The organism is Rhodococcus sp. Chr-9 (assembly GCF_000801125.1).
GTDB lineage: Bacteria > Actinomycetota > Actinomycetes > Mycobacteriales > Mycobacteriaceae > Rhodococcus > Rhodococcus pyridinivorans.
In genome coordinates, this window is sequence record NZ_JTIZ01000057.1 from 1 (window position 1) to 20,762 (window position 20,762).

General features: G+C 65.9%; 20 protein-coding genes and 3 pseudogenes. 15 read left to right on the plus strand and 8 right to left on the minus strand.

Annotation, left to right across the window (positions count from 1 at the left end):
* Positions 1-302: 302 nt before the first annotated feature.
* From QR64_RS06725 to QR64_RS06750, 6 genes are read left to right on the plus strand one after another with little or no spacing between them, the layout of a single operon-like run.
* The gene (locus QR64_RS06725) at positions 303-1,325 is read left to right on the plus strand and encodes a carbon-nitrogen hydrolase family protein (protein WP_052040157.1); all 1,023 of its coding nucleotides are present in this window, start codon (positions 303-305) and stop codon (positions 1,323-1,325) included.
* 37 nt (positions 1,326-1,362) lie between these two features.
* Positions 1,363-2,265 (plus strand): fumarylacetoacetate hydrolase family protein, encoded by a 903-nt coding sequence (locus QR64_RS06730; protein WP_033098388.1) that lies wholly within the window; start codon positions 1,363-1,365, stop codon positions 2,263-2,265.
* Positions 2,266-2,267: 2 nt separating this feature from the next.
* Positions 2,268-3,035 carry an Asp/Glu racemase gene (locus QR64_RS06735; RefSeq protein WP_033098387.1) on the plus strand — a complete coding sequence of 256 codons (768 nt, stop codon included), beginning with the start codon at positions 2,268-2,270 and terminating at the stop codon, positions 3,033-3,035.
* Between the two features lies 1 nt (position 3,036).
* Complete coding sequence (locus QR64_RS06740) at positions 3,037-3,735, plus strand: GntR family transcriptional regulator (protein ID WP_033098386.1); 699 nt, start codon at positions 3,037-3,039, stop codon at positions 3,733-3,735.
* A 17-nt stretch (positions 3,736-3,752) separates the two neighbouring features.
* On the plus strand, positions 3,753-4,364 hold the full coding sequence (locus QR64_RS06745; RefSeq protein ID WP_039584629.1) for a flavin reductase family protein: 612 nt from the start codon (positions 3,753-3,755) through the stop codon (positions 4,362-4,364).
* Between the two features lie 31 nt (positions 4,365-4,395).
* On the plus strand, positions 4,396-5,214 hold the full coding sequence (locus QR64_RS06750) for an adenine phosphoribosyltransferase (RefSeq protein ID WP_152640927.1): 819 nt from the start codon (positions 4,396-4,398) through the stop codon (positions 5,212-5,214).
* Positions 5,215-5,310: 96 nt separating this feature from the next.
* On the opposite strand, the pseudogene QR64_RS27620 reads toward QR64_RS06750, so the two are convergent.
* The 3 genes and pseudogenes from QR64_RS27620 to QR64_RS06760 all read right to left on the minus strand — a co-directional run.
* A pseudogene (locus QR64_RS27620) lies at positions 5,311-5,519 on the minus strand (IS256 family transposase); the annotation flags it as partial.
* Positions 5,520-5,802: 283 nt separating this feature from the next.
* The gene (locus QR64_RS06755; protein ID WP_052040156.1) at positions 5,803-6,957 is read right to left on the minus strand and encodes a sensor histidine kinase; all 1,155 of its coding nucleotides are present in this window, start codon (positions 6,955-6,957) and stop codon (positions 5,803-5,805) included.
* Positions 6,954-7,631 (minus strand): response regulator transcription factor, encoded by a 678-nt coding sequence (locus QR64_RS06760; protein WP_033098383.1) that lies wholly within the window; start codon positions 7,629-7,631, stop codon positions 6,954-6,956. Before QR64_RS06760 ends, QR64_RS06755 begins: the two co-directional genes overlap by 4 nt.
* Before the next feature lie 76 nt (positions 7,632-7,707).
* Here QR64_RS06760 and QR64_RS06765 point away from each other — a divergent pair, with 76 nt between their 5' ends.
* The 6 genes and pseudogenes from QR64_RS06765 (at position 7,708) to QR64_RS06785 (ending at position 13,466) form a co-directional block, all read left to right on the plus strand.
* Positions 7,708-8,145 (plus strand): SHOCT domain-containing protein, encoded by a 438-nt coding sequence (locus QR64_RS06765; RefSeq protein ID WP_225623907.1) that lies wholly within the window; start codon positions 7,708-7,710, stop codon positions 8,143-8,145.
* Entirely contained in the window at positions 8,138-9,646 is a 1,509-nt protein-coding gene (locus QR64_RS06770; RefSeq protein ID WP_039584630.1) for a multicopper oxidase family protein, read from the plus strand. The genes QR64_RS06765 and QR64_RS06770 overlap by 8 nt, the downstream gene beginning before the upstream one ends.
* A gap of 77 nt (positions 9,647-9,723) precedes the next feature.
* A pseudogene (locus QR64_RS27625) lies at positions 9,724-9,931 on the plus strand (DUF305 domain-containing protein); the annotation flags it as partial.
* Between the two features lies 1 nt (position 9,932).
* Positions 9,933-10,367 (plus strand): annotated as a pseudogene (locus QR64_RS06775) (DUF305 domain-containing protein); the annotation flags it as partial.
* Positions 10,368-10,413: 46 nt separating this feature from the next.
* The gene (locus tag QR64_RS06780) at positions 10,414-12,582 is read left to right on the plus strand and encodes a heavy metal translocating P-type ATPase (protein WP_082937604.1); all 2,169 of its coding nucleotides are present in this window, start codon (positions 10,414-10,416) and stop codon (positions 12,580-12,582) included.
* Between the two features lie 41 nt (positions 12,583-12,623).
* On the plus strand, positions 12,624-13,466 hold the full coding sequence (locus QR64_RS06785; RefSeq protein WP_006554866.1) for a F510_1955 family glycosylhydrolase: 843 nt from the start codon (positions 12,624-12,626) through the stop codon (positions 13,464-13,466).
* Positions 13,467-13,562: 96 nt separating this feature from the next.
* Here QR64_RS06785 and QR64_RS06790 read toward each other — a convergent pair whose 3' ends face one another.
* On the minus strand, positions 13,563-13,925 hold the full coding sequence (locus tag QR64_RS06790; protein WP_006554865.1) for an ArsR/SmtB family transcription factor: 363 nt from the start codon (positions 13,923-13,925) through the stop codon (positions 13,563-13,565).
* 97 nt (positions 13,926-14,022) lie between these two features.
* Here QR64_RS06790 and QR64_RS06795 point away from each other — a divergent pair, with 97 nt between their 5' ends.
* Entirely contained in the window at positions 14,023-15,990 is a 1,968-nt protein-coding gene (locus QR64_RS06795) for a heavy metal translocating P-type ATPase (protein ID WP_052040155.1), read from the plus strand.
* 211 nt (positions 15,991-16,201) lie between these two features.
* Here QR64_RS06795 and QR64_RS06800 read toward each other — a convergent pair whose 3' ends face one another.
* Complete coding sequence (locus QR64_RS06800; protein WP_065996229.1) at positions 16,202-16,750, minus strand: recombinase family protein; 549 nt, start codon at positions 16,748-16,750, stop codon at positions 16,202-16,204.
* A gap of 473 nt (positions 16,751-17,223) precedes the next feature.
* Between QR64_RS06800 and QR64_RS06805 the strand changes: the two genes are divergently transcribed.
* On the plus strand, positions 17,224-18,003 hold the full coding sequence (locus QR64_RS06805) for a hypothetical protein (RefSeq protein ID WP_033098381.1): 780 nt from the start codon (positions 17,224-17,226) through the stop codon (positions 18,001-18,003).
* Between the two features lie 39 nt (positions 18,004-18,042).
* Here QR64_RS06805 and QR64_RS06810 read toward each other — a convergent pair whose 3' ends face one another.
* The gene (locus tag QR64_RS06810) at positions 18,043-18,501 is read right to left on the minus strand and encodes a hypothetical protein (protein WP_033098380.1); all 459 of its coding nucleotides are present in this window, start codon (positions 18,499-18,501) and stop codon (positions 18,043-18,045) included.
* A 93-nt stretch (positions 18,502-18,594) separates the two neighbouring features.
* Between QR64_RS06810 and QR64_RS06815 the strand changes: the two genes are divergently transcribed.
* Positions 18,595-18,921: a hypothetical protein gene (locus QR64_RS06815; protein ID WP_033098379.1), complete on the plus strand. Its 327-nt coding sequence runs from the start codon at positions 18,595-18,597 to the stop codon at positions 18,919-18,921.
* 33 nt (positions 18,922-18,954) lie between these two features.
* Here the strand turns inward: QR64_RS06815 and QR64_RS25155 are convergent, their stop codons facing one another.
* Together QR64_RS25155 and QR64_RS06825 are read right to left on the minus strand one after the other, a co-directional pair.
* Entirely contained in the window at positions 18,955-19,437 is a 483-nt protein-coding gene (locus QR64_RS25155; RefSeq protein ID WP_052040153.1) for a hypothetical protein, read from the minus strand.
* A gap of 124 nt (positions 19,438-19,561) precedes the next feature.
* Positions 19,562-20,125, minus strand: a complete 564-nt coding sequence (locus tag QR64_RS06825; RefSeq protein WP_052227221.1) for a hypothetical protein — start codon at positions 20,123-20,125, stop codon at positions 19,562-19,564.
* Positions 20,126-20,762 lie beyond the last annotated feature (637 nt).

The following is a 20,762-nucleotide window of genomic DNA, read 5'->3' on the forward strand; positions in this document are numbered from 1 at the left end:
GCGGGACCGGCCGAGGATGTCTTCCCTCATATCAGCAACTCCTTCCTACATCACTGCGGGGGAACAAACGCGTTGTGAGGGAACGGTAGACCGTAATTTGATCAAACGCGAGACCTGACAACGAGTTTTTTCATGACGGAAACATGACTAGGCAAGAGGCACTCTTCGAATAGGTGGTGAATTACCTGCTCAAACCTCTGAACGCTCAACTCTCGATCGAGGCACCTCTTGCGAGTAGACGAATAATTTGATCAAATCCTAGGCATGATGGTCTACACGTTCAGCAACGAAGGACACCGGAGATGACCGCATACCCGAAGTTTCGAGCCGCCGCAGTGCAGGCGGCTCCGGAGTTCCTCGACACGCCCGCCACGGTGGACAAGGCATGCCGTCTGATCGCAGAGGCGAGCGCACACGGTGCTGAGCTGATCGCTTTTCCCGAGGTGTTCGTCTCGGCGTACCCCTACTGGAACTGGACCATGACGCCCGTTGAAGGGGGCCCCTGGTTCGAAAAGCTATTTCACGCAGCCATCGACATCCCCGGGCCCGAAGTCGCGGCCTTGTGCGCTGCTGCTCGCGCAGCCGATGCCCACGTCGTCATCGGAGTAAACGAACGAGATCCGTACTCCTTGGGCACGCTGTACAACTCGGTCCTGTTCATCAGCAATACGGGTGAACTACTGGGCGTCCACCGCAAGCTGGTGCCGACCTGGGCCGAGAAGCTGACCTGGGCCGGCGGAGACGGCAGCTCACTGCGCGTCTACGACACCGGTATCGGGCGACTCGGTGGACTGGCATGCGGGGAGAACACCAACACCTTGGCCCGGTTCAGTCTCCTGGCACAAGGAGAGCAGGTCCATATCGCCAACTACATCGCCCTTCCAGTCGCACCGGCCGAGTACGACATGGTCGAAGCCATCAAGACCCGCGCTGCTGCACACAGCTTCGAAGGCAAGGTCTTCACCATCGTCGCCTGTGCCGCGATCACAGATCAGATCGTCGATACCGTGGCACACAACGAGGCCGCCCGCGCGCTACTCGAGCGTCCGCACAGCGCCTTCAGTGGCATCTTCGGTCCGGACGGGCGCCTGATAACCACGCCCCTCATCGACGAGGAGGGAATCGTGTACGCCGACATCGACATCAATGCATCGATCCAACCCAAACAGATGCACGACATCATCGGCCACTACAACCGGTTCGACATCTTCCAACTCAGCGTCAACCAGCAACCGCAGTCCAGCGTCGTCCTCAACAGTCACCAGGCACCTACCTTCCCACCTCCCCACTTCACGGAAGTTCCTGGCGAGACCGAAACGGCCTAAGGGTTTTCCCGTACATTCATCGAACAAGGAGAATTTCGTGCGCTTTGTCAACTTCAGCTTCGGCACCGACGGGGAACGTCATCTCGGAGTCGTCCTCGACGATGCTCTCGTCCTCGATCTTGTTCCCGCCCTGCAGTCGGTGATCGATGTTCCCAACGACCTGCGCGACTACATCGCCGCCGGCCCGGACCTGCACCGCCGGGTCGCCCAGACCATCGCCACCACCCAGTCCTGGCCCGCAGAAGCCACCCGTTCACTGGACGAAGTGGTGCTGCACGCCCCGTTCCGTCCCGGCAAGCTCATCGGTGTCGGACTGAACTACGTCGAGCACGTCGAAGAATCGAGCCGATCCCTCGACACCGACGAGAACCTGCCGACGCGACCGGTGCTGTTCAGCACACCGGGCACCGCGGTGATCGGCCCCGACGAGCCGATCCTGCACAACAGCGAGCTGACCGAACAGCTGGACTGGGAATGCGAACTCGCCGTGATCATCGGCGATATCGCCAAGTCGGTGACCGAGGACGACGCGATGAACCACGTCTTCGGCTACAGCATCGTCAACGACATCAGCGCCCGCGACCAGCGCCGCTCCGGGCAGTGGTTCTTCTCCAAGGGACAGGACAGCTACAAGCCCTTCGGTCCCATGGTCGTCACCGCGGACGAACTCGGTGACCCCCACACCCTCCAGTTGTCGCTGACCGTCAACGGTGAGCAGCGCCAAAACGGAAACTCTCGGCACATGTTGTTCAAGATTCCCCAGCTCATCGCCGATATCACCTCCGGAGTCACTCTCGAACCCGGCGATATCATCGCCACCGGCTCCCCTCAGGGCGTAGGTGCGGCGATGACCCCGCCGACGTACCTGACCCCGGGTGATGTCGTGGCCGCAACCATCGAAAAGATCGGCACCCTGGCCAACCCCGTCAAGGCGGTCTGACCATGACCACACCGGCATCCCCCCGCGCCTACCGCATCGGCCAGATCGTCCCGAGCTCCAACATCACGATGGAAACCGAGATCCCCGCGATGCTGCGCGCCCGCGAAGAGGTCGAACCCGAGCGCTTCACTTTCCACTCCTCGCGTATGCGGATGAAAGAAGTGACCAAGGCTCAGCTCGAAGCGATGGACGACGAGTCCGATCGCTGCGCCCTGGAGCTGTCCGACGCCCACGTCGATGTCCTCGGCTACGCCTGTCTGGTAGCGATCATGACCCGCGGCGCCGGGTACCACTGCACCTCGGAGAAGCGCCTGCACCAGGTGACCGTCGACAACGACGCCGAAGCGCCGGTGGTCACCAGCGCCGGCGCCCTGGTCGACGGGCTGAAGGTACTCGGTGCCCGCAAGGTCGCCCTCATCGCACCGTACATGCGCCCCCTGACCGAGCAGGTCGTCGACTACATCTCCGGTGAGGGCTTCGAGGTCACCGACTTCATCGCCCTCGAAATTCCCGACAACCTCGAGGTCGGCTCCCGGGACCCGATGGCGCTGGTGGACATCGTCGAACGACTCGACCACAGTCAGGCCGATGTAGTCGTGCTGTCCGCGTGCGTGCAGATGCCGTCGCTGGCAGCCGTCCAGGTCGTTCAGGACCGAATCGGCAAGCCTGTGCTGTCTGCAGCCGTCGCCACCACCTACCAGCTGCTGAAGGAACTCGGCCTGAAGCGGTACGTTCCCCGTGCAGGCGAACTGTTGAACGGGAGCTACTGATATGACCGCAGCCGGAGTGAAGAAACCCAAGCGCTCGACAACACTCGAACAGGCGTACAACGCCATTCTCGAGTCCATCTGCAACGGTGATATCCCGCCGGGCGCTCCACTCCGGCTGCAAGAGCTGTCGACCACCTTCGGGATGAGCATGATGCCCATCCGCGAGGCACTCCGCCAGCTCGAGGCCATCGGCGTGATCGAGATGACCCCCCACAAGGGGGCGCGGGTCCGAGAAATATCGACGGACGACCTCATCGACACCTACCGGACCCGCATCACGCTCGAAGGCATCCTCTGCAGCCGCGCCGCCGAAAATTTCGACGCAGACGACGAAGCGGCGGCCCGCGAGGCATTGGAACGGCAGCGCATCGCACTCGAAGACGGCGACATCATCGAGGCTCGCATCGCACACAAGGACTTCCACTACGCCATCTACCGCGCCGCCGGCTCGGTATGGATGCTCCGCTCCATCGACCCGACCTGGCTCAACAGCGAACGCTACCGTGTCACCAGCGAACAGGATGGTGACCAACTCACCCTCCGCCGCGAAGAACACGAACGCATGCTCGCAGCGTGCGTTGCGCACCGGCCCGAGCAGGCCCGCCAAGCCTTGCGAACCCACCTGATCAGCACCGTTGCCCATCTGGACAAGAACCTGGCCAAACGCCTGGACATCCTTACCGCCGGGGCGTGCTGTTGACCCAAGGCCGCTCCCCCATGTACTCGATCGACCCGACCGCCGACCCATATACTCGCTTCGATCCGGCCGTGATGCGTGCTGCGGACTTCTATCACGTCCTGGCTGCCTCGGTGGTGCCGCGCCCCATCGCCTGGGTGTCGACGCGCTCGAGCGCCGGGATCTTGAATCTCGCCCCGTACAGCTTCTTCACCGTTGCCTCCACCAAGCCTCCGATCGTGCAGTTCAACTCGGTCGGGCACAAGGACAGCTGGCGCAATATCACCGAAACCGGTGAATTCGTTGTGAACATCGGGACCGAAACACTCATCGACCCCATCAATGCCACCTCCGAATCCTTTCCCTACGAGATCGATGAGTTCACCCAGGCGGGAATGAACCCCCACGACAGCGACGTCCTGGCTGTCCCTCGAGTTGCCGAAGCGCCGATCGCGTTCGAATGCGTCAAGCACACGATCGTGGAGATGGGAAACTGCTCATTGATCTTCGGACGCGTCGTCAACGTCGTTGTCGCTAGCGCCGTACTGGCCGAGGACGGACTCCCCGACTTTTCCAAGGTCGCACCGCCGAGCCGACTCGGACGTTCCGAGTGGGGCCTTGTCCCATCCACGGTGACACGCGTACGACCCTGACACCTCCAACGCAACCAGCAGGAGCATCGCGATGCGCATATATCCCGTGATCCACGTCCACGATCTCGACCAGGTGTCCGAACAAGTCGAGGTCGCTCGTCGCCATCCCATTTCCGGGGTCTTCCTCATCGACCACGACGCAGATGACATCCGCCTGGCCCGATGCATCGATCACGTCCGCCTGAAGCACCCCGACATCTTCCTGGGCGCAAACGTCATTCGCCGCAGCGCAACTGAGGCACTGAACATCCTCGCACCGCACTTTCCTGGCGGTATTCCTCTCGACGCCATCTGGACCGACAACGCCGGCGTCTCCCTCGACGGCGACGACCGCGAGTTCCATTCACTCCACTCAGCACGAGAACGAACCGGATGGACCGGACTGCACTTCGGCGGCATCGCCTTCAAATACCAAACCCCCGTCTCGGAGACCGACCTTCCCCGCCTGGGCGAACTCGCACGCCGCCACGTCGATGTCCCCACCACCTCCGGACCCGGTACAGGACTAGCCGCCGACACTCACAAACTCGAGGCCCTTCGCGAGGGACTCCACGACCATCCGCTCGCCTTGGCCAGCGGGGTCACGCCGGACAACGTCGAGTCATTCATAGGCCTTGTCGACCATATCCTCGTTTCCACAGGAATCGCCGGCGACAACGACCGCATCGACTCCGGAAAGTTGGCGACCCTCCTCGAACGTTGCACTGTCGAACAAAAAAATGAACCCTACTTCCGTCCCCGCGTAGACGGTGAAGCACCGAAGCGTTCCCGCGTTCCGCTGAAACGGAGAGTTCAGCCTTCGACCGGAACCTTCACATATGGGTGCCCCTCGTCTTCTAGGGGAATATAAGCAGCCCCGTTGCTGAGACCCGATTCCACTCCGAAGGTGTCAGGGTTCCCTGATGGACTATCAGGTAATCGGTGGATTCGTTTCTGACACATCGGATTAGTTGGTGTTCAGGGTGATTCGTCCTTCGAAGGCGATCGCGAAAGCGTTCAAGGCTCCTTCCACCGTGATGTCCATCGTGCGCGTCCTTTGCCGGTCGGGTCCAGAGCACGAGTGGCAGATACAGGCACGCGAGCGCGGCTGCTCGTTGGGAAACGCCCACGAGCCTGGTTCGTCCGCCGGTACCGGACGTTGAGCGACTCGATCGCGAACGCCCTCGCAAAGCATCCGGCGCATCGTGGTCCGACATTGGAGGAGCCGCGAAGGTCAGCCATCAATCTGCTCATGAGCGGTGGGGTTGACGGCGTGTGCTGTTCGACGATCCCTAACCAGCATGATTTCGAGTACAGGGCCAGAGCAGTGGTGAGACTTCGTTGCGCCGGGATGGACGCCCTGACTCTGGCAGTTGAAGTGGCTCCTGGTTCTTTGCAGCAGTCAATTCGTGGCCGAATCCGATGCTTGGCGGAGTAGGAACTTCGTGAGGTGAGCGCCCTACATCCGCGGTGCGCTGCTGATGGGCAGGTCGATGATGAACCGTGCCCCGCGGCCAGGGCCAGCACTGTCGGCGCGGATCCGGCCCTGGTGGGCCTCGACGAGTGCGCGGGTGATGGTCAGGCCGATTCCGCTGCCGCCGTGGCGGCGGTTGCGGGCGAGATCGGCTCGGTAGAAGCGGTCGAAGAGGTGATCGAGGTGTTCGGCGGCGATACCTTCTCCGGTGTCGGCGACCACGATCTCGGCGTAGGTGGGGTCGGTCTGCCGGCAGGTGATGGTGACGGTGCCCCCGTCGGGGGTGTGGCGCAGCGCGTTGTCGAGCAGGTTGCCCAGGACCTGCCCGAACCGGTCCGGGTCGACAGTGACCGGCACGGAGTGCTCGATGCAGGTCTCGAGGGTGACGCTCTTGTCGTCGTAGCGCGTGCGGACCGCCTCGGCGGCTGCGGTGATCAGGGTTGCGGTGTCGGTGGGGACCGGGATGATGCGGGTGAGATGTTCCTCGGCGCGGGAGACGGCGGTGATGTCCTGGGCGAGGCGGTCGAGGCGTTGGGTGGCGGCACGCAGGATTTGCAGAGTGTCCTCGTCCAGGCTGCGGACGCCGTCTTCGAGGGCTTCGAGGTAGGAGTCGAAAGTGGCGATCGGGGTGCGCATCTCGTGACCGAGGTCGGCGAGCATCCGGCGCCGGGTGGTTTCGGTGGCTTCGAGGCGGCGGGCGACTTCGTTGACGGTGACGGTGAGATCGTCGAATTCGCGGCCAAGTCCGGGGCTGTGCATGCGGGTGTCGTAGCGGCCGGCGGCGATCTGGGCGGTGGAGGTGGTCACCGCCGTCAGCGACCGTTGAACGCGCCGGGCGATGTACCAGCTCACCGCCAGGGACAGCAGCACCGCGATGGCGATGGCCAGTCCCCAGGCGAGGATGATCGCCCAGGTGAAGGCCTCTTCGACGTGATGGGCCTGGTTGGAGTTGTGGTCGATGCCGGCTTGACCGAGGTGATCGTGGAAGATGCCGGGTGCGAGCGCCGAGGCCACGATCCAGGCGCTGACGGCGCAGCCGAGCACCACCACGGTCAGGGCGAGGAACAGTCGGGTGCCGAAACTCGCGGTGTTGATGGTGCGGCGCAGGGACCCGCCTGGTGTGGACGATCGGGCGGTCATGATCCGGTGCCCATTCGGTAGCCGACACCGCGGATGGTGCGCACGTAGCGGCCGCGGGTGGCGTCGTCGCCGAGTTTGCGGCGCAGGTGCCCGATGTGCACGTCGACCAGGTGTTCGTCACCGACCCAGCTCGGCCCCCATACCGCTTCGATCAGCTGGGTGCGGGTGAGCACCACTCCGGGATCGCGTGCCAGGGCGGCAAGGATGTCGAATTCGGTGCGGGTCAGGGCGATCGGCCGCCCGGCGACGGTGGCCTCGCGGCCGTCGACGTCGAGGGCCAGGTCCCCGAAGCGGTGTGGCTGCGCAACGGTCGCGGCGATGGTGGTGCGGGGACGGCGCAGCATGGCCTGGATGCGCGCTGTCAGCTCGCGGGGGCTGAACGGTTTGGTCATGTAGTCGTCGGCGCCGACGGACAGCCCGATCAGGGTGTCGATCTCCTCGGTGCGGGCGGTGAGCATCACGACGTAGGCGTCGGAGAAGGTCCGCAGTTGCCGGCACACCTCCACCCCGTCCAGGCCCGGCAGTCCGAGGTCGAGGACCACCACATCGGGATCGACCTGCCGGGCGAGGGGAACGGCCTCGGCGCCGTCGCCGGTGACCGCGACCTCGAAACCGTCCCGCTCGAGATAGGAGCCCACCAGATCCGCCAGTGACGGTTCGTCCTCGACGACCATCGCCCGCAAGCCGGTGGAGGGACGCGCCGGCGTCGCCGGGTCGCTGCCGGGTGCGGGTGGTCGAGCAGAGGAGGTCATGGGGTCCATCATCGCCAGCACCGTCGCGGTGCCGGTATCGCGGCGACGCGACAGGGAGTTTCTTGAGCAAATCTTCATACGACCTCCATCGAACCTGTGGGGTGGGAACCCGATGCTGAAGCTACGAAACCGAGGGATGGAGACGATCATGATGGGCTGGGTCGGTGACATCGGTTGGGCGGGATGGACCGTCATGGCCGTGTGCATGCTCGCGTTCTGGACGGTGGTGATCTATCTGGTGGCCGTCATGTTCCGCGCCGACCGTACGAGCGGTCCTGCTGGCATCGAGCATGAGGGTGATCCGCTGCGGATGCTCGAAGAGCGGTTCGCCCGAGGCGACATCGACTCCGATGAGTTCGTCGCCCGGCGGCAGGTATTGACGCAGACCGGCAACCTCGCTGCGATTGCTGATCGGCGAGGGCAGGTCCGTGGGTAGATTGACCCGCCGAGCCTTCCTGATCGGCTCGATGCTGACCGGTGCCGGAGTCCTGGCGGCCTGTTCCGGGGCGGGGGCGGCGACCGGCGTGCCGGTGGCCGCCACGTCACCGGTGGTGCGTCGTCTCGAGCAGCAGCGACGTGTCCCGGGCCAGCAGGTGGTCTCGGCCCGGTTGACGCCGCGTCCGGTCGAGGTGGACCTCGGGGGACGCATCGTGTCCACCTGGGCCTATGACGATCAGGTGCCGGGACCGCTGATCCGTGCCCGAGCCGGGGATCTCCTGCGGGTGGAGGTCGACAACCAGCTACCAGCGGAGACGAGTGTGCACTGGCACGGGCTGGCGTTGAGCAACGACATGGACGGTGTTCCCGGGCTGACCCAGGACCCGATCGCCACCGCAGACCGATTCGTCTACGAGTTCACCGTCCCTCATGCGGGCACGTACTTCTATCACTCGCATTCGGGTCTGCAACTCGACCGCGGGCTCTACGGTGCGCTGATCATCGATGATCCGGCCGAGCCGGGCGACTACGACCACGAATGGATCGTGGTGCTCGACGACTGGCTCGACGGCACCGGCCGCACCCCCGACCAGGTGGCCCGCGAGCTCGGCATCGGCAGCGGAGCAGGAAACGGTGACGGCGCCGCGATGGGCACGATGGACCACGACGCCACGGATATGGACATGGGTCGGGAAACGATGCTCTCCCCGCTGCTCGGGGGCGCCGGGGACGTGCGCTATCCCCACTTCCTGCTCGGCGGGCGCGTGCCCGAAGATCCGATGGTCTGGACCGCCGCACCCGGACAACGAGCACGGATCCGGTTCGTCAACGCCGCCGCCGACACCGCCTTCCGGGTCGCGTTGGGTGGACACCGGATGACGGTCACCCACACCGACGGTTTCCCGGTCGTACCGCAGGACACCGACGCAGTGCTCATCGGCATGGGTGAGCGTGTCGACGTACTCGTCACCCTCGACGACGGGGTGTTCCCGCTGTTCGCTCAGGCCGAGGGCAAGACCGGGCACGGGCAGGCCGTGGTGCGCACCGCCTCTGGCGAGCTGCCACCACAACCCCGTCCCGACGAGCTCGATCGGCGGGTACTGCTCGGCACCGACCTTGCGCCACGGGAGTACGTGCGGCTGACCGAACGTGATCACGATCTGTACCACAGCGTGGACATGGGCGGCACCATGTCGCCGTACCGCTGGACCCTCAACGGTCGCGCCCACCCCGACAGTGCACCGCTGACCGTCAACGAAGGGCAACGGGTGCGCATGCGGATGCGCAACATGTCGGACATGTTCCACCCCATGCACCTGCACGGACACACCTTCGCGCTCACCGATACCGGACTGCGCAAGGACACCGTCACCATCGGGCCCATGCGCACCGTCGAGATCGAATTCGACACCGACAACCCCGGTCAATGGGCGTTGCACTGCCACAACGCCTATCACCAGGAAGCCGGAATGATGACCACCGTGTCCTACCTGGCGTGACCTGGGTCCTGCCGACCGGCGAGGCCGAACTGGGCCATCACGATGCCTGTGCTCGTTCGAGAAAGGAACACACCCTGATGAACAAGAAGACCCTTGCTGCCGGCGTCACCGCCCTGGCGGTGGTGTTCACCGCCGCTGCCTGCAGCGACTCCGACACCGGCACCACGGCCGCGACCTCGACCTCGCCAGCTTCGGCGAGCACGCCCACCGAACAGACCGCGGCACACAACGATGCCGATGTGATGTTCGCGCAGATGATGATCCCGCACCACAGTCAGGCCATCGNATCTTGGCCAAGGACAACATCCCCGCCGAGGTCAGTGCCTTGGCCGAGCAGATCAAGGCCGCGCAGGGTCCGGAGATCGACCAACTCGAGTCCTGGCTCGATCAGTGGGGTGCACCCACCTCGATGCCCGACGGGGCTCACGACATGCCCAGCATGGACGAGGACATGGGCATGGATGGGATGAGCGACGGCATGAGCGGGATGGACGGGATGATGAGCGACGAGGACATGCAGGCACTATCGGATGCCCAGGGCACCGACGCGGCCCGCCTGTTCCTCAAGCAGATGATCACCCACCACGAAGGCGCCGTCGAGATGGCACGGACCGAGATCGCCGAGGGACAGTTCCCCGAGGCGGTGGTGATGGCCCGCAGCATCGTCGAGACCCAGCAGCAGGAAATCGAGACGATGCGCCAACTGCTCGACACCCTCTAACGCACCCCGCTCACCCCCGTCGGCCGCCCCAGACAGGAGCTTTTCGATGTCGCACCCGGAACACCGACACTCCCATCCGGCGCCGGCCGGACACGATCACGGCACCTCCACACAGAGCCCGCCGCCCGACGCGGAAGATGCGCATGCCGGGCACGGCGAACACCTCGCCCACCTCGGCGGGTCCGCCGAACACACCGGGCACGGCGGCCACGACCGGCACGCCGGGCACGGCGCGCACGGGGAGATGTTCCGCCGCCGCTTCTGGGTGTCGCTGATCCTGTCGATCCCGGTCGTGGGGTTCAGCCACATGGTCGCCGAGCTGCTCGGCTATCCCATGCCGGACTTCCCCGGGGCCATGTGGATTCCGCCGGTGCTGGGCACGGTGATCTTCGCCTACGGCGGCATGCCGTTCCTCACCGGCGGCTGGGCCGAACTGCGTTCGCGCCGCCCGGGAATGATGCTGCTGATCGCGATGGCCATCAGCGTCGCCTTCGCCGCCTCGTGGATCACCACGCTCGGCCTGGGCGGCTTCGACCTGGACTTCTGGTGGGAGCTGGCGCTGCTGATCGTGATCATGCTGCTCGGGCACTGGCTCGAGATGCGTGCCCTCGGTTCGGCCTCGGGAGCGCTCGACGCGCTGGCGGCGATGCTGCCCGACACCGCCGAGAAGATCACCGACGACGGCACCGAGGAGGTGCCGCTGTCGGAGTTGACCCTCGACGACGTGGTGCTCGTGCGGGCCGGGGCCCGCGTCCCGGCCGACGGCACGGTCGTCGACGGGCGCGCAGAGGTCGACGAGTCGATGATCACCGGCGAATCGAAGACCGTTACCCGCGAGAGCGGTGACACGGTGGTCGCCGGCACCGTCGCCACCGACAGCGCCCTGCGCGTACGGATCACTGCCATCGGTGAGGACACCGCCCTGGCCGGCATCCAACGCATGGTCGCCGACGCTCAGGCCTCCTCCTCGCGGGCACAGGCGCTGGCGGACAAGGCCGCGGCGTTCTTGTTCTACTTTGCCGCCATCACCGGGCTGCTCACCTTCGTGGTGTGGGCGTTGCTCGGCAACGTCGACGAAGCGGTGGTGCGCACGGTCACCGTGCTGGTCATCGCCTGTCCCCACGCCCTGGGGTTGGCGATCCCGCTGGTGATCGCGATCTCCACCGAACGCGCCGCCAAGGCCGGGGTGCTGGTCAAGGACCGTCTCGCCCTCGAACGCATGCGCACCGTCGAGGTGGTGCTGTTCGACAAGACCGGCACCCTGACCCAGGGCCAGCACCAGGTCACCGGCGTCGCGACCGCCGATGGGATCGGCGAGTCGTATCTGCTGGCCCGCGCCGCCGCGGTCGAAGCCGACAGTGAACATCCCGTCGCGCGTGCGATCGTGGCCGCAGCGGACACCGGTGTCCCGACGGGCGAGAAGATCACCGCCACCGACTTCCGGTCGTTGCCCGGCCGTGGCGTGCGCGCGGTCGTCGACGGCACCGAGGTCACCGTCGGCGGCCCCGCGATGCTCACCGACCTGGCGTTGTCGGTACCCGAGGAGGTCACCGCCGTCACCGAACAGTGGGTGCAGCGCGGAGCGTCGGTGCTGCACATCGCCGAAGGTGATCGGGTGCTCGGTGCCGTGGCGCTCGAGGACGCGGTCCGGGAGGAGTCCCGCCAGGCGATCGACGCCCTGCACGCCCGCGGAGTCAAGGTCGCGATGATCACCGGTGATGCCCGGCAGGTCGCCGACGCCGTCGCCGCCGATCTCGGCATCGACGAGGTGTTCGCCGAGGTGTTGCCCGAGCACAAGGACGCGAAGGTCACCGAACTGCAGCAGCGCGGGCACAAGGTCGCCATGGTCGGCGACGGGGTGAACGACGCCCCGGCCCTGGCCCGCGCCGACGTGGGGGTGGCGATCGGTGCCGGTACCGATGTGGCGATCGAATCCGCCGGGGTGGTGCTGGCGGCGAACGATCCGCGGGCGGTGCTGTCGATCATCGAGCTCTCCCACGCCAGTTACCGGAAGATGTGGCAGAACCTGGTGTGGGCGACCGGCTACAACATCATCGCTGTGCCCCTGGCCGCCGGTGTGCTCGCCTTCGTCGGGGTGGCGATCTCCCCGGCGGTGGCCGCGGTGCTCATGTCGGTTTCGACCATCGTCGTTGCCCTCAACGCACAACTGTTGCGCCGCCTCGACCTCGACCCCGCCCACTTAGCCCGCACCTGACCTGCGTGGCCCTGCCCCAGAGAGAAAGTTCTTCTGCGTCCATGTGGATATCGTTCGCGCGCCCCTGCCGGGGTGTGCTCGTCGCCGCTGCCCTGACCGTGCTCGTCGGATGCTCGACCCAGCAGCCCGCTACGACACCGACCCGATCGGGGTCTGTCCCGACCGCGGAGGTGCCCGCGGTGGCATTGACCCCTGCCCTCGATCACCTGCACGGGTTACACCTCGGTGCCGACGGCACGATCCTGGCCGGCACTCACACCGGCCTGGTCACCCTCGGCGTCGACGGGCGCACCACCCGGGTCGGCACCTCCGACGACGACTTCATGGGACTGACCGGGGTGCCCGGCACCGATCGGCTCTTCGCCTCCGGACATCCCGGACCGTCGAGTTCGGCACCGAACCCGCTCGGACTGATCGACAGCATCGACGGCGGACGGACATGGACCCCGAAATCCCTGACCGGAGAGGTGGACTTCCACGCCCTGGCCACCGACGGGACGGTGCTCGTCGGCTTCGACGGAACCACCGGACTGCTGGTCTCCACCGACGCCGGCACCACGTGGAGTTCGGGAGCCCCGCTGGCCGCCGCAGCACTGGCTGTCACCGACAGCGGTGTCTGGGCGGCCACCGCCGAGGGGCTGCAGCACAGCACCGATACCGCCCGCACCTTCACCACCATTCCCGAGGCCCCCACACTGGTATTGCTCTCCGCCGCCGGTGACGGATCCCTGTGGGGTGTCGACACCGACGGTGTCGCCTGGCGCAGCCACACCGGTCGAAATTGGGAACAGAAGGCAATGGTCGGTCCGGTCGAGGCGTTGCTGGCCGTCGATGCCGACACCGCCTATGCCGCCACCGCGCACGATCTCTACACCCTCGAGTGACCCGATACTGCCGAGCGCGGTCCCACCACTCGGCGCCGCCGACCGAGGGGACCGGTACCAAGTGCACCTCGCCTCGGCATCGGTCGCGGGAGGGGCTCAGCCGGCGGTTTCGGGTTGATCGGACAATCCCAGGCGCAGGTGCTCGCTGTGGTAGACGGCCTCGTCGAGAAGTTGGGCGACGTGGTTGTCGTAGAGGCTGTAGACGATGGAACGGCCCGCTCGGGTGCCGACAACCAAGCCGAGATTGCGGAGCAGGCGAAGCTGGTGGGAGACCGCGGACTGCTCCATTCCGACGGCCTCGGCCAGTTCGGTGACCGGGCGCGGGCCGTGGCGCAGTTCGGTGAGGATCAACAATCGGCTCGGCGTCGCCAAGGCCTGCAAGGTGGTGGCGACATGGGCGGCGGACTCGGCGTCCAGCCGGGCGGCCGGGCGGTCGCGGCCCTCGATTCCGTGTCCCATGACCGCGGAGCCTACCCCGAAATCAATACATGAAGACCTCTTCATTTGTTCTGTTATCGTGGTTCGCATCTGTTGTCTGTCGCCCTGGAGGTGACCTGTGGTCGCACCGACCGCCACATCCACCCATCCGCATCCGACGCCCCCGTCGACAGCGGTACGCCGTACGACCCTGTTCGAACTCACCGAGGTCCGCTGGGCCGGCGCAGCCCTCGTCCTGTTCCTCCTCGGTCTGATCGCCCAGTTCGCCGGTGCGCCGACCTGGACATGGTGGGCGCTGTATCTGGCCTGCTACGCCGCCGGCGGCTGGGAACCCGGCGCGGCCGGGATCCGGGCGCTGCGGGACAAGACCTTGGATGTGGATCTGCTGATGGTCCTCGCCGCGATCGGCGCGGCGGCCATCGGGCAGATCACCGACGGCGCACTGCTGATCGTCATCTTCGCTACCTCCGGCGCGTTGGAAGCATGGGCGACCGCCCGCACCGAGGACTCGGTGCGCGGACTACTGGAGCTCGCCCCGGAGACCGCCACCCGCCTCGATGCCGACGGCCGGGAACACTCGGTTGCCGCGGCCGAACTCGAGGTCGACGACCTGGTGCTGGTGCGCCCCGGGGAGCGGATCCCGGCCGATGCGACGGTCATCGGCGGGGGCAGCGAGGTCGATCAGGCCAGCATCACCGGCGAGCCCCTGCCGGTGGACAAGACCGCCGGGGACGAGGTGTTCGCCGGGACCGTCAACGGCACCGGTGTCCTGCGGTTGCGGGTGGTTCGCCGGGCCGCCGATTCGGTGATCGCCCGCATCGCCACTTTGGTCGAGGAGGCCGGCCGCACCAAGGCCACCACGCAGTTGTTCATCGAGAAGATCGAGCAGCGCTACTCGGTGGGCATGGTCGCGGTGACCCTCGCGGTGTTCACCATCCCACTGCTGTTCGGCGAACCGCTCGAACGTGCACTGGTGCGGGCGATGACATTCATGATCGTCGCGTCCCCGTGTGCGGTGGTGCTGGCAACGATGCCACCGCTGCTGGCTGCCATCGCCAACGCCGGCCGCCACGGGGTGCTGGTCAAATCCGCCGTGGTGATGGAACAGCTCGGCACCGCCACCCGCCTCGCATTCGACAAGACCGGCACCCTGACCCACGGCACCCCCGAACTCGTCCGGATCGAGGCGGTGGACCCGCGAGTCGACCCCGACGAAGTGCTGCGGTGGGCGGCCGCTGCCGAACACCCCAGCGAGCATCCGCTCGCCGCGGCGATCATGCGCGCCGCACATACCCGCACCCTGACCTGGCCGGCAGCACAGCAATTCACCGCACTGCCGGGCCGCGGGGTCTCCGCCCTGATCGACGACCACATCGTCACTGTCGGCGCCCCGGCCGCGCTGCTCGAACGACACAGCACCCACACCCCCGCCGTTACCGTGGTCGAGGACTTCCAGAACCAGGGTTACACCGCGGTGGTCGTCACCCGCGACGATCATCCCGTCGGGGTGCTGGGCCTGACCGACACACTGCGCCCGCAGGCAGCGATCGCCGTGGCCGCCACTCGGGCGCTCATCGGCACCGCCCCCACGCTGCTGACCGGCGACAATCCGGTCGTCGCCGCACGGCTCGCCGCCGAGGTCGGCATCAGCGAGGTACAGGCCGGGCTGCTGCCCGACGACAAGGTCGCCGCCGTACGCGCGCTGCAGGCCGACGGAGAAAAAGTTGTCGTCGTCGGCGACGGCATCAACGACGCCCCCGCGCTGGCCGCTGCGCATGTCGGTATCGCCATGGGCGGCGCCGGATCGGACCTGACCTTGCAGACCGCCGACGCGGTCGTCGTCCGCGACGACCTCACCACCATCCCCACGGTGATCCACCTGGCACGGCGGGCCCGACGCGTGGTCATCGCCAACCTCGCCATCGCCGCCTCGGTCATCGCGGCCCTGGTGACCTGGGACCTGGTCGGCACCCTGCCGTTGCCGCTGGCGGTGGCCGGCCATGAAGGCTCCACCATCCTCGTCGGCCTCAACGGACTGCGGCTGCTGCGAGAGACCGCATGGCGCCGTGCTGTCCGCACAGGCTGACACGGTCCCGCGGCACACGTGTGACCTCGCCACCGGTGGTGATCTGGCCGAATCCACCTTCGGCGCTCACCCAACCCGGCCGTGCGGGACAGCACGGTCGAACCCGAACGCCGCGGAACGATCAGCCCTTCGCTGCGTCGGCGCTCGCACAGTTCATTACGGGCGAAGCGTTTCCGCAGGGCGTGACTGCCGGACTGTGGTCACCCCACCTCTACTGCAAATGCCGATACAGCGTCGTACGACCAACCCCAAGAATCTCCGCGATCTCGACCTGACTCATTCCGTTGTCGCGCATCAACTTCGCCTGCTTGATCTTCTTCGCCGTCATCTTCGGCGGCCGGCCCCCGACCCGGCCCCGAGCTCGGGCCGCTGCAAGTCCGGCCGAGGTGCGTTCACGGATGAGGTTGCGCTCGAACTCGGCGAGCGCACCGAAGATCGAGAAGATCAGCTTGCCGCCGGCCGTGGTGGTGTCGATCGACTCGGTCACCGACCGGAACCCGATGCCCCGTTCCTCGAGATCGGTGACCACCTGAAGCAGATGCGGCAGGGAGCGGCCGAGCCGATCGAGCCGCCACACCACCAGGGTGTCGCCAGCCCGCAGGTGCGAGAACAGGTCGTCGAGTTGCGGCCGGGCGGTCGTGGCACCGCTGGCGGTCTCGGTCCAGATCCGCGAACACCCCGCCGCCCTCAGCGCGTCGCTCTGCAGATCGAGGGTCTGATCGGTCGTCGAGACCCTCGCATAGCCCAAAAGTTCGCTCACAAGCTCGCAGTGTTCCATAACTCGCCGACAAGGCTGGTTTTGAACCAGAGGTTTTAGACATGGGTTTCGGAACAGTTGTCGCGCCTAGTCGGTTGTGACCTTCAGAAAGAGATGGCTGGAGATCTTCGATGAAATGTGGCATTGAGCCAGAGGCCACCGGCCGCTGTTGACCGATGAGTGCACCCCTGCACCCGGTAATCTCCAGATCGGGTTCGGATTCGGACAACTCGTAGAGGCCGTATCGAAGGAGACGTACAGAAGTGCAGCCACGACGTCGCGGGGTGAAGGCTCTGGCAGCAGTAGCCGTCTGCGCTGTTGTGGCTGCTGCGGCGATCGGAGTGTGGAAGACCGGATCGAGGGACACTCCGGCCGCGGCGCGCAGTCACGATGCGGCGAGTACGCCATCCAGCCCGACCTCAGCCCCGGAATCGTCTATCGAGAATCCGCCCGATCCCGTTGGTACGTCGGAGCGTTTGACGACCGTCGTGCAACGCGCCGCGGAGTTGTTGCGGGTCAACGGCGCCGCATGGGGGCCGCAGGTCGCCACCGGGACCGAACTGTCCATCGGCGAAGCACTTGCGCAAGCCAGTTCGGTACCTGGGGACGCCACGATCGCGGAAATGGAATGGCTACGCCAGGCGGATCGGGACGGGATGTACGACGACCCGAATCGCCCTCTCGACAGGCTGGTTCAGCACCTCGAGGCGACCACGATCACCGACGCTGACCTCGCCGAGCATCTGGGACCGAACTGGCCGACCATCGTCGATACCTTCACCACCGTCGCGGCGATCGGGTTCGACGACTACGTCGCCCAGGTGCGCCGGTCCCCGCCGATGCGCGTCGCCGATGCCCTCGATATCCGTGCGCAGTTACAGGAGGCGGCTGCCGCAACCGGACTGCGGGAGCAGTGGGCTCGTTCCCAGGACCTGGTCGCCGCCTACTTCGAGCGGTGCATCACCGAGTCGTTGAGCAGGCGCGATCCCACGGATCCTCTGGACGAGTACATCCGGGACTGGTCGCTTGCGCAGGCGCTGGCCCACGATGCGGTCGCAGCAGCGTTCTTCGCAGAGGGAGCCGGTGCCGATGAGGACCAGGTCGAAACACTGGCGCGGGGTCTGCAGATCGTCCAGGCACCGGAGAGATTCGATCGAGACGGCTCGCTGACCCGCACGGTGCAACCGGGCGAGAACCTGTCTGCCGAAGACGCCGAACTGCTCGACGCGGAAGAGCCCTTCCTCGAGGATGAATGACCCTGCCCGAGCGCACCGCATGGACGATGCCGGCTGCGCTCAGTGGTGCAGGCGGTCGATGTAGTCGGTGAGTTCCCCGATCGGCGCGACGACCTCCCCTGTGTATCGTCCCCACACAGCTCGACCGTCGACGATTCTGGGTGTCAGATGCCGGCCGTCGGGCAGCGTGGGCCATTGCAGCCATTCGTCGACGTCTTGGAAGTAGGAGGCGATCTCGACCGTGGTGGCGACGTCCTCCACCGCGCTGGAGATACCGAAACCGCTGTGCGGCGTGCCGCCGACGACGAGGGAGCACACCAACCCCGGCACGGGGACGACCTCGAGTCGGATGTCGATGCGCCACACCCCGGGATCGAACGTGTTCATCGCCTCGAAGCGCAGCGTGTCGCGGGAGAGCCGGGCGAACGCGGAGACGAGTACGTCCCGAATGTGATCGGTGGGTTCGAAGGTGAACTCGATGTCCCACCGCGAACCGATCTCCGAGCCGGGTATGCGCATGCTGCGACATTATTCGATGCTCGTTCCGGCAGGTGGACGGAGAGCATCGGTGTCCACCGGCTGCCGGGACCGCGACTCTTCTAGGCTGACGAGGTGTCCGAGAGGCGTGGCGAATACCGATTGGCGTTGCTGTGGTGGAGTGCCTTCGCCGGGATCCTCGTCTGCGCATTGAGCTACTGGCCGGCGGTGATGGCCATGCAGCGCGCGTTCGACGTGCCGTCTTTTCCACCCGGCGGGGTCGACTACTGGCTGTGCTGGGCTGCTCCGCTTGTCGCAGTGGCGACAGCGGGCGCGGTCGCGTTCCTGGTGTGGCGGCGTGCCCGGTTGGCCCTCGCGGGCTTTCTCGTGGCATTTCTGCTGACCGGCCTGTGCATGGGTATGTTCGGCTATTCGGTCGACAGCATGCCGTACTACATGTGACCCGGGCACGGCCGGTGGGACATCGGCACAGTGCTACCGAGCCGGTCGATCGACCTTCATCACCGGGGTCGGTGGTCTCGGCGCGGTTTCGGGCCATAGCTGCATGAGATAGCGTTCGACGAGATCATCGCCGGCTTCTTGCAGTTCAACTGCGCAGTCGCGACCTGTGGCGTAGAGGCGGGCTCGGTACCGACCCGGTAGGGAAACAAGGCTTGCGTCGAGGAGTGCGGTGTCGGCGTCGAGATCCCGAAGTCGGACATCGCCGCTGTCGAACTGGACCGATACCTCCTGCCATTCGTCCCATCCGGCACCGTCTATCGCAGGCTCGGCAGTTACTATCTCGGAGCGAAATGCGACCGCACCCAACGAGGACGCCGTCGCTACGACCAGGAGTCGTTGGGCGCCATCCCACGTGAGGATGTCGCCGGTCGCGGCAGGAAGATCCGGCATCGGCATGCCGACCTGCTGAAAGGGCAAGGTGGATCCGTATTGGACATAGAGTTCGGCTTCGATCACCTTGATGCTCTTCCGATCTCACGCCACCTCAACGGGAAGTCCGTACGGCCCACCTCGCTGATCGTCGCTGCAGACGGATCGGTGAGCGGCAGGTCACCGGTAATCGTCGACCTCGGTCGCGGCTTCACGATTCGTCCGTCACCGAGCTGCCGGATTCGTGCGTCGAGGACGGGGTGTTCTCCGGAATGCCGTAGCCCGGCATCTCCCACCGTTGCGCGGGCTCGAGGACGCTGCCGTCGTCGGGCCACAGCCGCAGGCGCCACACATCCCCTGGGGTGGTCGAACCGGGCCAGCCGTAGTTGACGAAACCACGCCCGGACACCTCCACCACATATTGCCCGGGCGGCACCGCAACGGTGACCGGCTCGGTGGTCGGGGACGACAGGCTCAGCACCCCGGGCGCGTCGACTTCGAGGCGGTCTTCGCTGACCTGCTGCCACTCCGACCGATCGGCGGCGGGACGGCGGTCGAAGACCTGCACGTCCACGCTCATCTCGAAGTTGTTCTGATGCGGGCACACCACCACAACCATGGTGCCGTCACCTGCGCTGGGCTGCTCCGCTTGGGCCTGCTCGAGCAGCTCGATCTCGTTGTCGATATCCCCGAGTCCGCCGTCGAGGCAGAACTGCCCGTAATCCATCGCCAGTACCACCGTCGATTCCAGGATCGGGCTCGTCTCTGCGTTCATGCCGGTGATCTTGACACGCCTACCCGACAACCATGCGGGTCCGCGCCGATGATCGCAGCTGTATCGAAGCAGCGATCTCGATCCGGTGCATCCCCGGAAGCAGCGGGGCGATCGACAGGCTACTTCGACAGAACGTAGATCACGCTGGTTGCTCTTCGTACGAATAAGCACAGGTACGAGCGGTCGGTCCGAGTGATCGTTGTCGATCCAGGCGGTCGGGCTTGTCGATCTTCGCCGCATCTCAACACCTACAAATAGGGATAAATCAGGCAGATTCGCCCTAGCGCCGTGGTCACTCACGGTTTCTGCGGGGTCGGAGTCGTAAATTGCCGTTTACGCACCATCGACGCCAAATTGCCAGGTGAAGCCGTTTCACACACCCGGAGGGCACCGGAATCCGCCGATCACGTCCGCAACCCCAGTAGAACCAGCGTGAATACCTTCGAAGTGCGACCCGGGTCCCGGCACAATGCCCAGGTCGTGACCGGACCTGTCTGCGGCCGCGACGATGCGCACTGAGCCCCGATCACCGGGTAGGGTCTTGCCCACGGTGACTCCGTGCCCGAGAGCGTCGCCTCTCGGATTGCCTAGTACTACAGCTGTAGATCGAGCTCAAGGATGCGCTGACCTGCGGTTC

Bases quoted from the DNA above. Each gene is read 5' to 3' on its own strand.
- QR64_RS06760 (WP_033098383.1), bottom strand. From the start codon at position 7,631: ATGGTCGTCGAGGACGAACCGTCACTGGCGGATCTGGTGGGCTCCTAT.
- QR64_RS06825 (WP_052227221.1), bottom strand. From the start codon at position 20,125: ATGAACGCAGAGACGAGCCCGATCCTGGAATCGACGGTGGTACTGGCG.
- QR64_RS06765 (WP_225623907.1), top strand. From the start codon at position 7,708: ATGGGGTCCATCATCGCCAGCACCGTCGCGGTGCCGGTATCGCGGCGA.
- QR64_RS06745 (WP_039584629.1), top strand. From the start codon at position 3,753: ATGTACTCGATCGACCCGACCGCCGACCCATATACTCGCTTCGATCCG.
- QR64_RS06735 (WP_033098387.1), top strand. From the start codon at position 2,268: ATGACCACACCGGCATCCCCCCGCGCCTACCGCATCGGCCAGATCGTC.
- QR64_RS06790 (WP_006554865.1), bottom strand. From the start codon at position 13,925: ATGGGACACGGAATCGAGGGCCGCGACCGCCCGGCCGCCCGGCTGGAC.
- QR64_RS06755 (WP_052040156.1), bottom strand. From the start codon at position 6,957: ATGACCGCCCGATCGTCCACACCAGGCGGGTCCCTGCGCCGCACCATC.
- QR64_RS06750 (WP_152640927.1), top strand. From the start codon at position 4,396: ATGCGCATATATCCCGTGATCCACGTCCACGATCTCGACCAGGTGTCC.
- QR64_RS06785 (WP_006554866.1), top strand. From the start codon at position 12,624: ATGTGGATATCGTTCGCGCGCCCCTGCCGGGGTGTGCTCGTCGCCGCT.
- QR64_RS06810 (WP_033098380.1), bottom strand. From the start codon at position 18,501: ATGCGCATACCCGGCTCGGAGATCGGTTCGCGGTGGGACATCGAGTTC.
- QR64_RS06740 (WP_033098386.1), top strand. From the start codon at position 3,037: ATGACCGCAGCCGGAGTGAAGAAACCCAAGCGCTCGACAACACTCGAA.
- QR64_RS06780 (WP_082937604.1), top strand. From the start codon at position 10,414: ATGTCGCACCCGGAACACCGACACTCCCATCCGGCGCCGGCCGGACAC.
- QR64_RS06725 (WP_052040157.1), top strand. From the start codon at position 303: ATGACCGCATACCCGAAGTTTCGAGCCGCCGCAGTGCAGGCGGCTCCG.